Here is a 12,753-nt window from a genome sequence, read left to right on the forward strand (position 1 = left end):
GCGTCGCAACCGCACCAGCCAATAGCAGCGTCGTCACCTGGCGACCCATGACGTCCTGACCGTCGAGCGATACGTGCTCGGCGGTCAGATTTCGTTCGAGCACGCTGCCTACACTCGCGAGTGTGACTGAAACGGTAACGCAACAGGTCTTGGTCGAACTCGCTCAGCAGTACGGCATTGCCACTCGCTATTTCGATTGGCGCGGCAATGAAGTCACGGTGAGCGATGCCACGCTCAGCGCCGTGCTCCGCGCGCTGGATATCGATACGTCATCGCAGGCGGCGGCCGAACAGGCGCTCGACTTCGCTCGCTCCCGTCACTGGCGACAGGTACTGCCACCAACTGTGGTTATGCGAGCCGGATGCGACCACGACGTACTCGTACACGTTCCGGCAGGTGCCCCGGTCACCGTCGAGGCCGTGTGCGAAACCGGTGACCGCATCCAGCTCGAACAGCTCGAGCACCTGGTCGCCAACGGCAATGTTGAAGGCGTCGAGATCGGTGAAGCCAAGTTCCGGCTGCCGGGGCAGATCGCCGCTGGCTGGCACGAACTCGAAGCCCGCATCCCGGCCGCTGCCGTGAACGACCACACCGCTGGTGTCATGCTGCTGGCCGAACAAGACGGCGAAGAGGTGATTGCGCGCAGCACACTGATTTGTGCGCCGCAGCGCAGCTCGTTTGCCGTTGACGAACCGGCCTGGGGCATCATGGCGCAGCTATACCAGGCGCGCAGCGAATCATCGTGGGGGATGGGCGACCTCAGCGACCTGCGAACCCTCGGTACCTGGGGCGCCGAGCGCGGCGCGGATTTCGTGCTCGTCAACCCATTCCACGCGCCATCGCCGGTGACACCGCTGGAGCCGTCGCCCTATCTGCCGACTTCGCGGCGGTTCGTCGACCCATCACTCATTAACGTCGATGATGTGACCGGCCAGATCGACCTTCGCGACACCGCGGCCACGCGCATTGCAGAACTCGCTGAGATCGCGCGTGCCACCGCATCCCGCGACGAAATCGACCGCGACACCGTATGGACCGCCAAGCGCGAAGCGCTCGGCCTGTGCTTTGCGGCAGCGCACGAAAACGCGGATCATTGGCACGACTTCGGCGCGTTCTGCGAAACCGAGGGGCAGGGACTCATTGACTTTGCGACCTGGTGCGCGCTATGCGAAACCCACGGCTGGAACTGGCGCGACTGGCCCGAGCCGATGCACTCGCCGCGCACCCACGCCGTTGACGAGTTCCGACAGGCCAATGCCGACCGCATCCAGTTCTACTGCTGGTTGCAATTCGTTGTTCGCGAGCAGGCGCTCGCGACACAGCAGGCGGTGCGCGACGCCGGCATGCGCATTGGCGTGATGCATGACCTCGCCGTGGGTGTTCACCCGTCGGGCGCCGATGCTTGGTCGCTCGATGATTCGCTCGCGCGCGGAGTTTCGGTGGGCGCACCGCCAGACGCATTCAACCAGCTGGGCCAGGACTGGTCGCAGCCACCGCTTCGCCCGGACGCCCTCGAACGTACCGGCTATGCGCCGCTTCGAGACATGCTTCGCGCGGCATTCACCGGTTCGGGAGCGCTGCGTATCGACCATATCCTCGGCATGTTCCGGCTGTGGTGGGTACCGACCGGGATGCACGCCGGTGCCGGTACCTATGTCACCTACAACCACGAAGCCATGATTGGTGTGCTGCTGCTCGAAGCTGACCGCGCCGGTGCGCTGGTGATCGGTGAAGACCTTGGCGTCGTGAGTGATCTGACGCGATCGGTCATGACGGAACGTCACGTGTTTGGCACACAGATCATGTGGTTTGAGCGCGACGAACACGATGCACCGATCGCGCCGAGCGAGTACCGCACCGAATGCCTCGCCACGGTCACGACGCACGACCTGCCGCCAACGGCGGGATACCTCGAACTCGCACATGTGCGCATCCGACACGAACTCGGGCTGCTCTCTCGAACGCTCGATGACGAACTTGCCGCCGAGCGCGACGTGGTCGCCGCGTTTGTGCAGCAGGTAGTGGATGCGGGGCTTGTGGCTCCGAATGCTTCGACCGATGACCAGGTGGTCGCGTTGCACGAATACTTGGCCAAGGGTGCGTCGAAGCTGTTCGGTGTGTCACTCGCTGACCTTGCGGGAGACCGCCGGCCGATTAATCAGCCGGGAACGTTCCGCGAATACCCAAACTGGACGCTGCCTTTGGCCGGAGCTGACGGCACACCGCTCATGCTGGAAGCCGTGCTGGCTACGCCCCAGGCAGAGCGGATCGCTGCCGCATCCCGTCGTCGATGAGCGCCGGCCCCGAGTCGCCGACGCCTGCACCACACGCGGCACCCGCATCCGTCGACGCGACACCCGTTGTATCGACGGTGCATCGAGGGGTGCGGCCGTGGCTGCGGGCCACCCGTCAGCGTGTTCGTGCCGAGATTTGGATCGTGCTCGCGTGTTCGCTGATTCCCTCGGCATTGCTGGCCGTACTGCGGCTTGTCGAGTACCTGCTCGCACCGGAACCAATTGGCCAGCAGCAGGTGGCGCTGAACGACCCGACGTCGCAGGCGATCGTGTTCGACCTCATCCGTCGCACCATTTACGTTGCCGCGAGTCTTGCTCCCGTAGCGTTGGCAATGCTGCTGCTGAGCAATCGGTTTCAACACGGGTTCACCCGGCTCGGTATGAACCTTGGTGCCGGGGTTCGCGTCGACGCTAGTGATCGTGCGCAGGTTCGGCGGATGCGCGTGTTCGGTCGCGATTTCGGTCGCGGTGCGCTTCTGGCCGCTGCGATTGGGATCCCTGGCCTTGCGCTCTATGTGATCTCGCGTGCTGCCGGGCTCACGGTGCAAGTTGCGGCGGGTGATGTGACGTTCCGATGGTCGACGCTCATCGCGTTGGTGCTGGCGGCACTTGAAGCCGCGCTGCTCGAAGAAATCATCGTTGTCGGGTACCTCTCGCTGCGGCTACGCACGCTGGGGTGGTCGGTGTGGGCGATCATTCTCGTGTCATCGTTGCTGCGCGGAAGCTACCACCTGTACCAGGGCGTGCCGATGGCGTTGGGCAACGTCGTCATGGGGCTGGTGTTTGCGAGTGCGTATTGGTTCTGGCGTGCTTCGGACGGTCAGCGGCGCGTGCTTCCGCTGATCATCGCGCACGCGATTTTGGATGCGGTGGCCTTTATTGGCTACCCGTTCGCGAAGCAGATTTGGCCCGGCGTCTTCTAGATTCAGCAAAAATGCACACAAGTTTGCCCGAATACATATCGCTAACCCGGGGTACTCACCTAGACTTGACGGTCTAACCGCATATAAGAAAGCACAAGAAACGCGTATGACTTCATCGCTTACCCACCGTAACGACCTCCGAAACGTGGCCATCGTCGCCCACGTTGACCACGGCAAGACCACCCTGGTGGATGCGATGCTCAAGCAGACGCACACATTCGGTGACCACTCCGTTCACACCGACGAAGACCGCGTCATGGACTCGAACGACCTCGAGCGCGAAAAGGGCATTACGATCCTCGCGAAGAACACGGCCATTCGCTACGAAGGCGAACACGCGAGCGATGGTCCGATCACCATCAACGTGGTCGACACCCCGGGTCACGCCGACTTCGGTGGCGAGGTTGAGCGTGCGCTCTCGATGGTTGACGGTGTGGTTCTGCTCGTTGACTCTTCGGAGGGCCCGCTGCCGCAGACTCGCTTCGTGCTTCGCAAGGCACTCGAAGCGCTGCTGCCGGTCATCCTGCTTGTAAACAAGACCGACCGCCCTGACGCTCGCATCGACGAGGTCGTTGGTGAAGCCCACGACCTGCTGCTCGGCCTGGCAAGTGACCTGTCGGATGACGTTCCTGACCTCGACGTCGACTCGATCCTCGACCTGCCGGTGCTGTACGCATCCGGTCGTGCCGGTGCCGCGTCGACCAACAAGCCTGCCAACGGCGAGCTGCCCGACAATGACAACCTCGAGCCGCTGTTCCAGGCCATCCTCGAGAACATCCCGGCGCCCAAGTACGAGGCCGACGCTCCGCTGCAGGCGCACGTCACCAACCTTGACTCGTCGCCGTTCCTCGGTCGTCTCGCGCTGCTGCGCGTCCACAACGGCGTTCTGAAGAAGGGTGAAACGGTTGCTTGGGTACACGAAGGTGAAACCCGCACCGTGCGTATTACCGAGCTGCTCGAAACGAAGGGTCTCGAACGCGTACCGACCGACTCGGCCGGCCCCGGTGACATCGTGGCAATTGCCGGTATCGAAGACATCACCATTGGTGACACGATTGCCGACCTTAACGACGTGCGCCCACTGCCACAGATCAAGATTGATGACCCGGCCATCTCGATGACCATCGGTACCAACACTTCGCCGCTCGTGGGCAAGGTCAAGGGCCACAAGCTCACCGCACGCATGCTGAAGGATCGTCTCGACCGCGAACTGGTCGGTAACGTGTCGATTCGCGTACTCGACATCGGCCGCCCAGACGCCTGGGAAGTACAAGGCCGTGGTGAGCTGCAGCTCGCAATTCTGATTGAGAACATGCGCCGCGAGGGCTTCGAGCTCACCGCCGGTAAGCCGCAGGTGGTTACCAAGGAAATCGACGGCAAGAAGCACGAGCCGTTCGAGCACGCCACGATTGACGTGCCCGAGGAATTCCTTGGCGCGATTACGCAGCTGATGGCGAACCGCAAGGGACGCATGGACAGCATGGAAAACCACGGCTCCGGCTGGGTTCGCATGGAGTTCACTATTCCGGCCCGAGGCCTGATTGGTTTCCGCAGCGAGTTCATGACCCTCACCCGCGGTACCGGTATCGTCAACTCGATTGCGGCTGGCTACCAGCCGTGGGCCGGCATGATCACGACTCGTACGAACGGCTCGATTGTGGCCGACCGTGCCGGTGTGGCAACGCCGTACGCCATGATGGCGCTGCAGGAACGCATGACGTTCTTCGTCGACCCAACCGATGAGGTCTACGAGGGCATGGTCGTTGGCGAGAACTCGCGTGCCGATGACATGGACGTGAACATCACCAAGGAAAAGAAGCTCACCAACATGCGTTCGGCAAGTGCCGACGAGCTTGAGCGACTTACGCCACCGCGTCAGCTCACGCTGGAAGAATCACTCGAATTTGCCCGCGACGACGAGTGCGTTGAGGTTACGCCCGAGAAGATCCGCATCCGCAAGATCGAACTCGACTCGAACCTGCGCGCCCGCGCAACCGCTCGCGCAAAGCGTGGCGAATAGGCGGTTTCTTGCGAACGCAACACCACAACAGCGATGGTCAGGTAGTGAACCGGATGCGGATGCATCGGTTCGGTGAACGCCTGGCCGTCGCCGTGTCGTACGGTGCCTTCGGTGTGCTCGCCGGTTCGTTGGGAACGGCGATGCACCGAGCACGCGTGCTTGCGGGGGAGACGTACCTCTGGTTTGGCGTCATTGCGGCGCTGCTTGCCGTGACGCTCACGGCTTTTGGCCTGCGCTGGTACCTGCGCGATCGCCTGACGAACGTGGCATTTGCTGCCGGTGTGTTGATTGCGGTGCAGCTTCTGGCGATGCCAGGAATCGGCGCATCGATCGTGATTCCCGCCGACCCAGCCGGTGGCCTTGGTGTCGGTGAAGTCTGGAGTTTCGCCGCCCCGGTTATCGCCTTCCTGCCAGCAATTTGGCCGGATTTGCGTGCGGCTCGCGCGGAGGGCGAAGCAAGAGCGGCACGTGCGCGGTACGCTATCCATCAGCAGGAGGCACAGACCTCTACTGGTGCTGCCGCTGCATCCCCGCAGCCGCAGACGGCACCAGACCCCGTTTTGTCAACGATCCCTGAGGAGGACCGCTCATGACCTACGTCATCGCTCTGCCTTGCGTCGACCTTAAGGACCGCGCGTGCGTAGACGAGTGCCCCGTGGACTGCATCTACGAGGGTGAGCGGATGCTCTACATCCACCCCGACGAGTGCGTCGACTGCGGTGCGTGTGAACCGGTTTGCCCCGTCGAAGCGATCTACTACGAAGACGACCTGCCCGAAGAGTGGGCCGACTATTACCAGGCCAACGTCGATTTCTTCGAAGAAATTGGTTCACCTGGCGGTGCCGCAAAGCTCGGTGTGCAGCCATTCGACCACCCGCTTATTAGCGCACTTCCGCCACAGGGCGAATAGGCAGAGAAATGCAATAAACGGCTGCAGCGAATTCTGCGGCCGTTTATTGGTTGTGCGGTAATGAACGCGTTGCCGCGATTGTAGTGAACGTCAATCACTCGGTGAATGCATTGTGGTTCACCGGTACACCAGGAATCAGGGGTTAGGCTTGGTGAGGTTGTTCGGGCATTGAGGCCCGTCCAAACTCGAGTCCATGGCTTGCCAAAAGGAGGATCAGTGAGCGAATCAACTCACTCACACAAGGACGCACCGCCAGTTGCGACGCTGACCTACCCGGAGATGGATGGACATGCAGGCGGCTCCGTAGATCTGCCGATCTTGTCGTCGACCGAAGGCAAGCGTGCCATTGACACCTCTGGCCTGCTCAAGCAGACCGGCCTGACCGCGCTCGACTACGGCTACGTCAACACGTCATCGACCCAATCGTGGATTACCTACATCAACGGTGATGAGGGCATTCTGCGGTACCGCGGTTACCCGATCGAAGAACTCGCCGCACGCTCGACGTTCCTTGAAGTAGCGTTCTTGCTCATTTACGGTGAGCTGCCAACAAAGGAACAGTACGAAGCATTTGAGCAGCGCGTCACCCGGCACACGCTGCTGCACGAAGACATTAAGCTGCTGTTTGAGGCGCTGCCGTTCACGGCGCACCCAATGTCGGTGCTGTCGAGTGCCGTCGCGGCGCTGGCAACGTACTATGAAGACTCGCTTGATGTCCACGATCCCGAATCGGTAGAAATCAACACGATTCGCCTGCTCGCGAAGATTCCGGTCATCGCCGCCTATGCGCACAAGAAGTCGATTGGCCAGGCCTTCCTATACCCCGACAACTCGCTGAGCTTCGTCGACAACTTCCTTAAGCTCAACTTCGGCAACTACGCCGAGCCGTACGAGGTTAACCCGGTGCTCTCGCGCGCCCTGGACCGCCTGCTGATTCTGCACGCTGACCACGAACAGAACGCATCCACCTCAACGGTGCGTTTGGTTGGTTCGACCGAAGCGAACATTTACGCATCGATCTCGGCCGGTATCTCGGCGCTCTACGGTCCGCTGCACGGTGGTGCTAACGAGGCCGTGCTCACGATGCTTGCCGACATCCGTGACTCTGGTGACGGTGTGGCCCGCTTTGTTGAGCGTGTCAAGAACAAGGAAGACGGCGTACGCCTGATGGGCTTCGGCCACCGCGTGTACAAGAGCTACGACCCACGCGCGAAAATCGTCAAGCAGTCGGCAGATGAGGTACTCGGCGCCCTCGGCGTGCACGACCCGCTGCTCGAGATCGCCCTCGAACTCGAACAGACGGCGCTGAACGACGAATACTTCCAATCGCGTCGCCTGTACCCGAACGTCGATTTCTACACCGGCATCATCTATAAGGCCATGGGCTTCCCAACCCGCATGTTCACCCCGCTCTTTGCAATTGGGCGACTGCCGGGCTGGATTGCGCAGTGGCGGGAACAGAACATCGACCCTCGCTCGAAGCTCGGACGTCCGCAGCAACTGTACCGGGGTAGTGGGGAACGTCACTATCCGGACGGCCGCGAGTTCATTACGAACGTCCGCTAGTCAGTGGTGCCAAGGGATGCAGCGTTACGTCGCTGCATCCCTTTAGACTTGCACCCATGTGCCAATTCTTGTTCAGCGGATTGACGACATCCATCGACCGCGGCAATCGCGTTACGGGATTGTTCGGGTCCACGCGTACCCAGCCTGGCGAACGGCGGAACGCACCGTTGCCGAACGAGGGGACGGTCGCGTGATCAGCAAACTGATCAAGAAGCCCATGCCGCAGGGACTGCCGGAGCGCTACGAGCATCCATCGGTCAACCGCGGCGAGGTACACATCACGCGCAACGTCGCATCCAATTGGTTCTCGCAACGCTGGCTGCGATTGCACCCAATGGTGCAGGTGTTCCTGATCTACCTGATCAGCCGCGTTGTCACCTCGTTGATCATGCTGACGTACGCGTCGAAGCAAGAAGTCACGTGGCAGACGCCGACGGCGCAGCCCGGATTCTTCGAGTTCGCCAACCTGTGGGATGCTGCCTGGTATCGGCACATTGCTAATGACCTGTATCCGACGCAGTTGCCGGAACAACAGGGACTCGTCACCGAGAATGCTTGGGCCTTTATGCCGCTGTTCCCGCTCATGGTGCGCGGGATCATGGCGATTTCCGGCCTGCCATTTGAAGTCATCACCGTTTGCATTTCGCTCATCGCCGGATTCGGCTGTGCATACGGGCTGTACCAACTGCTGATCAAGTTCACCAACCACAACACGGCGATGTTCTCGGTCGTGCTGCTGTGTGTTGGGCCCATCTCTCCGATCTTCCAAGTTGGCTACGCCGAAGCGCTGCACTTCTGGATGCTGACGGCACTGCTGCGGCTCATGGTCGCCCGTCAGTGGTACACGATGCTGCCGTTGATTTTCATCGCCTCGTTCACCAGACCTACGGGCCTCGCGTGGGCATTCACGCTGGCGCTCTATATCGGCTACCGGTACTGGAACTGCTACTGGAAGGAACGCGAAGCGTTCCACATGCGTGAGCAACGGGCCGTGTGGGTGGCGGCGATCTTCTCCGGCATCATGGGGCTCGCCTGGCTCATCATCGCGGGAATCGTCACTGGACACCCGCGCGCGTACCTCGAGACCGAGTATGCGTGGCGTCGCCATTACACCGGTGACAAAGAGACGCTGCCCTTTACCCCGTGGTTCCACGGCGCAGACTTTTGGTTTGGGCAACCGGTCGGCACCATCGTGGTGCTGGTTATCCTGGTTGGCGTCGCGCTCTGGTTGAGCTCGCGCGTGCTGCACCGGTTCGGCATTGAAATTCGGCTGTGGGCCATCGCCTATTTCTCCTACATCTTCGCGGTGTTCTTCCCGCAATCGTCTACCTTCCGCATGATCATGCCCATGTTCCCGGCCATTGTGGCGCCGCTCGCGCTACCACGGTCGCCCGTCTATCGCGTCTGCGCAATAATCTGTTCAGTGCTCGCGCAGGTCGTTTGGATTCACTGGATGTGGTTCGTGATCGGCCGCGACTGGACCCCGCCGTAAACCGAACCCAGTTCACCTGGCAGCACCACTGCATCCGAGCCTCGTACTCAGGCGGTTGTCTGACGCAACCGTCACGACGCAATTGTCGAAATTGCACAAGAAACCTCGGAAACACGCAGCGGTGCTGCGTCTTTTTCCAACGGACCGCGAACTACGCTTGCAGAATGAATGACGACAATGCGGTAGGCACTGACGGTCAGCTGGCCGGTAACGGTGTTGAGCAGGATGCAGCAGGTTCGGATACGGCGCGCTATCGACAGGCGCGTGATCTGCTTCAGGCATGTTCGCACGACACCGAAACCGCGCATCGCACGTTCACCTGGCCCGTGGTGAGTGACCAGTTCAACTGGGCACACGACTGGTTTGACGCGATTGCCGAAGGCAATGACCGCACGGCGCTGTGGATCGTCGAAGATGACGGTAGCGAGGCGAAGTACAGCTTTGATGCGCTTCGTCGACGCTCGAACCAGGTGGGCCGCTGGCTGCAAGAACTCGGGGTGAAACCCGGGGATGGCGTCATGCTGATGCTCGCAAACCGCGTCGAGCTCTGGGAGAGCATGCTCGCGGTGATGAAAATCGGTGCGGTGATGCTGCCAACAGCCGTGGTGCTCGGCGCTGCTGAGCTTGAAGATCGAATCGAGCGCGGTGGCGTCAACTGGGTCATTACCGACGAAGCCGATGCCGAAAAATTTGACTGGTTCCCGGGCGACTTTCGCGTCATTTCGGTCAGCGGTGCTCGCGGCGCCGAGCGCGTCGCCATCGGTATCGCCAACGACTACGACCTGAACCGGCCGCGCATCGATTACCGCGACGCACGTGAACAGAGCGATGCCCCAGTTGCACGTAGCCGGGGTGGAGACGATCCCGCAATTGCGTACTTCACCTCGGGTACGACTTCGAAACCAAAGATTGTCATCCACTCCCACCGTTCGTACCCGGTCGGACACCTCTCGACCATGTACTGGATTGGGGTCAAACCGGGGGACACGCACATGGTGATCTCATCGCCCGGATGGGGAAAGCACGCCTGGAGCGCGTTCTTTGCGCCCTGGATCGCCGAAGCGACCGTATTCGTCGACAACTACGCCAAGTTTGATCCAGAGCGCCTGGTCGACCGTCTCACAACGGCCGGAGTAACAACGTTCTGCGCGCCGCCGACTGTTTGGCGCATGCTCATCAAGCACCGGCCAACAGCGCGTCCGAGCAAGCTGCGCGAGATTCTATCGGCAGGTGAGCCGCTGAATCCCGAAGTTATTGCGCGCATCCGCGAATGGTGGGGACTGGAAATTCGCGACGGTTACGGCCAGACCGAACTCACCGCCAGCATCGCGAATGCCCCCGGTGACCGGGTCGTACCGGGTTCGATGGGGCGAGCCCTGCCGGGTATTCGGGTGGTGCTGGTCGATCAGCACTCCGGCGAGCGGATTGGCGATGATGTACCGCGTGCCGAAGGCGAAGTGTGTATCGACCTCAGTGATGGTGGGCCGGTCTCGATCATGTCCGGCTATGCCGACAACGAGGCCGCAACTGCCGAACGTATGGCCGGGGGAGTCTTCCATACTGGCGACGTGGCACAGCGTGATCCGTCTGGTCGCCTGACCTTTGTGGGTCGCGTTGATGACGTGTTCAAAGCCAGTGACTACAAAGTGTCGCCCTTCGAGGTCGAATCGGCGTTGGTCGAACATCCGGCCGTGGCCGAAGCTGCGGTCGTGGGTGCGCCGGATGCGACGCGACTCAACATCACGAAGGCCTACGTGCAACTGGCTAGTGGGTACGAGCCAACCGAAGAAGTTGCCTTTGACATTCTGCTGCACGCGCGAACAGCACTGCCACCCTATATGCGGGTGCGTCGACTCGAATTCCGAGAGCTGCCAAAGACGATCTCGGGCAAGATTCGACGCGTTGAATTGCGTGACCGCGAGCAGCAATTCGCGCGCCGTGGCGAGCGTCTCCCGCTGGAATTCCGCGAAGAGGACTTCCCTGACTTGAAGAAGCGCCGTTAGCGATCTGGCGTTCGTGAACGCACATTGGGGCCGTACCAAGAAGTTTGGTACGGCCCCAATGCAATAGTTCGGAGGCATTAATGCGGCGCGGTTCGTTGCCGACCTACCTGCAGCGAATGCAATTCCGAGAGCCGGTTGATTCGAATTCGTGCTATTGAGCATTGCACCAAGAACAGTTCAATCTGGCATCGCAGAGGCGGTTGGAACAATGTTCAACCAAATGGTCGGGAAATTTTGCAGTGCGGTCGGTAATTAGGTAGTCCGGTGTCAGGGGCTGGCGGGCACGGAAACGAAACGTGCGGACGACCGAAACCCCGGCCATCCGCACGAAACGGTACTGCGCGCGACTACTTGGCAGCTACCGCTGCGTCGAGACGCTCGCCAACATTCTTCCAGTTGACGATGTTCCAGAAGGCCTTGACGTAGTCAGGCTTGACGTTCTGGTAGTCGAGGTAGAAGGCGTGCTCCCACATGTCGAGCATGAGTAGCGGGGTGACGCCGAACGGCACGTTGCCCTGCTGGTCGAAGAGCTGGAAAGTCGAAACGTTGCCGGTCACGTTGTCGCGACCGAGCACTGCCCAGCCCGAGCCCTGGATGCCCAGAGCCGCTGCGGTGAACTGTGCCTGGAACTTGTCGAGGCCACCGAACTCGTTGTCGAGCAGGTCCTTGATCGAACCGGTTGGCTCCTCGAAGTCAGGGGTGAGGTTGGTCCAGAAGATCGAGTGGTTGTTGACACCACCGGCGTTGAACGCGAGGTCCTTCTCGAGGCGGTTGATGTTGCTGAAGTCGCCGGCCTCGCGAGCTGCAGCGAGCTGCTCAAGGGCAGCGTTTGCGCCCTTAACGTAGGTTGCGTGGTGCTTCGAGTGGTGAAGCTCCATGATCTTGGCCGAAATGTGCGGCTCAAGAGCGCTGTAGTCGTAGGGAAGATCAGGAAGGCTGAACTCTGCCATGAGTGTTGGTCCTTTCATCGTGCGCGGTGACGGGGAGTGTCACAAACTGCAAACGCAGCCGAGGTCGAGCCTAACCAACCCGGTTGAGCGTTTGGGCAATGTTGTGCTGACAGTGAACCGCTGCGCGTGCTAGTCGAACGGCATACGCCTGCTGCACCGTTCACCAGACAATACGCCTGCTGCACCATTCACCAGACAATCTGTATTGCCCGGGGTGCGGTAGGTGTCGGCCAACCCGCAGATGCCGTAACCCGGCATGAAAACATGCGCAAAATGCAATGCAACTTCCGGGGCATTGGCAGCGCATTGTCGCAAGTGCGATAATGGTTTGCAAGTATTGACCACAGGAAGGCAGAAACTCATGGCTGCAATGAAGCCACGCACCGGTGACGGTCCGATGGAAGCAGTTCGCGAAGGACGACTCATCATCGTTCGTGTACCGCTTGAAGGTGGTGGACGCCTGGTCGTGTCGGTTAACGACGCCGAGGCTAAGGAGCTTGCCGATGCACTGAACGGTGCCGTAGCTAGCTAGACAAATGACGATCCGCCGAGAAGGTTGTGGCGGATGCAGTGAGCGGGTGTGTTACACCCGCTC

The 12,753-nt window shown here is 60.9% G+C and carries 10 protein-coding genes; 9 read left to right on the plus strand and 1 reads right to left on the minus strand.

Going from position 1 to position 12,753, the window contains the following annotated elements:
• Positions 1-122 precede the first annotated feature (122 nt).
• From malQ to ZBI01S_RS05890, 8 genes are all read left to right on the plus strand, one after another.
• Positions 123-2,294: a 4-alpha-glucanotransferase gene (gene malQ, locus ZBI01S_RS05855; RefSeq protein ID WP_066057712.1), complete on the plus strand. Its 2,172-nt coding sequence runs from the start codon at positions 123-125 to the stop codon at positions 2,292-2,294.
• A complete protein-coding gene (locus ZBI01S_RS05860) occupies positions 2,291-3,217 on the plus strand; it encodes a CPBP family intramembrane glutamic endopeptidase (protein WP_066057715.1) in 927 nt (308 codons plus the stop codon). Before malQ ends, ZBI01S_RS05860 begins: the two co-directional genes overlap by 4 nt.
• A gap of 106 nt (positions 3,218-3,323) precedes the next feature.
• Positions 3,324-5,237, plus strand: coding sequence for a translational GTPase TypA (gene typA / locus ZBI01S_RS05865; RefSeq protein ID WP_066057717.1), 1,914 nt, complete (start codon positions 3,324-3,326; stop codon positions 5,235-5,237).
• A gap of 8 nt (positions 5,238-5,245) precedes the next feature.
• Entirely contained in the window at positions 5,246-5,830 is a 585-nt protein-coding gene (locus tag ZBI01S_RS05870; protein ID WP_159421423.1) for a hypothetical protein, read from the plus strand.
• Entirely contained in the window at positions 5,827-6,147 is a 321-nt protein-coding gene (gene fdxA / locus ZBI01S_RS05875) for a ferredoxin (RefSeq protein ID WP_066057724.1), read from the plus strand. The genes ZBI01S_RS05870 and fdxA overlap by 4 nt, the downstream gene beginning before the upstream one ends.
• A gap of 279 nt (positions 6,148-6,426) precedes the next feature.
• On the plus strand, positions 6,427-7,713 hold the full coding sequence (locus ZBI01S_RS05880; RefSeq protein ID WP_066057725.1) for a citrate synthase: 1,287 nt from the start codon (positions 6,427-6,429) through the stop codon (positions 7,711-7,713).
• Positions 7,714-7,903: 190 nt separating this feature from the next.
• Entirely contained in the window at positions 7,904-9,205 is a 1,302-nt protein-coding gene (locus tag ZBI01S_RS05885) for a putative hexosyltransferase (RefSeq protein WP_159421424.1), read from the plus strand.
• Positions 9,206-9,369: 164 nt separating this feature from the next.
• A complete protein-coding gene (locus ZBI01S_RS05890) occupies positions 9,370-11,208 on the plus strand; it encodes an AMP-binding protein (RefSeq protein WP_083524554.1) in 1,839 nt (612 codons plus the stop codon).
• Positions 11,209-11,555: 347 nt separating this feature from the next.
• Here ZBI01S_RS05890 and ZBI01S_RS05895 read toward each other — a convergent pair whose 3' ends face one another.
• Positions 11,556-12,158, minus strand: coding sequence for a superoxide dismutase (locus tag ZBI01S_RS05895; protein ID WP_066057730.1), 603 nt, complete (start codon positions 12,156-12,158; stop codon positions 11,556-11,558).
• 361 nt (positions 12,159-12,519) lie between these two features.
• On the opposite strand from ZBI01S_RS05895, the gene ZBI01S_RS09550 reads away from it, so the two are divergent.
• A complete protein-coding gene (locus ZBI01S_RS09550) occupies positions 12,520-12,690 on the plus strand; it encodes a DUF3117 domain-containing protein (protein ID WP_083524555.1) in 171 nt (56 codons plus the stop codon).
• The last annotated feature ends 63 nt before the right edge of the window (positions 12,691-12,753 follow it).

Origin of the sequence: [Zimmermannella] bifida NBRC 103089, assembly GCF_001570925.1 — a bacterium.
In the GTDB taxonomy this organism is placed as follows: domain Bacteria; phylum Actinomycetota; class Actinomycetes; order Actinomycetales; family Microbacteriaceae; genus Gulosibacter; species Gulosibacter bifidus.

Bases quoted from the DNA above. Each gene is read 5' to 3' on its own strand.
- ZBI01S_RS09550 (WP_083524555.1), top strand. From the start codon at position 12,520: ATGGCTGCAATGAAGCCACGCACCGGTGACGGTCCGATGGAAGCAGTT.
- ZBI01S_RS05860 (WP_066057715.1), top strand. From the start codon at position 2,291: ATGAGCGCCGGCCCCGAGTCGCCGACGCCTGCACCACACGCGGCACCC.
- ZBI01S_RS05880 (WP_066057725.1), top strand. From the start codon at position 6,427: ATGGATGGACATGCAGGCGGCTCCGTAGATCTGCCGATCTTGTCGTCG.
- ZBI01S_RS05890 (WP_083524554.1), top strand. From the start codon at position 9,370: ATGAATGACGACAATGCGGTAGGCACTGACGGTCAGCTGGCCGGTAAC.
- typA (WP_066057717.1), top strand. From the start codon at position 3,324: ATGACTTCATCGCTTACCCACCGTAACGACCTCCGAAACGTGGCCATC.
- ZBI01S_RS05895 (WP_066057730.1), bottom strand. From the start codon at position 12,158: ATGGCAGAGTTCAGCCTTCCTGATCTTCCCTACGACTACAGCGCTCTT.
- fdxA (WP_066057724.1), top strand. From the start codon at position 5,827: ATGACCTACGTCATCGCTCTGCCTTGCGTCGACCTTAAGGACCGCGCG.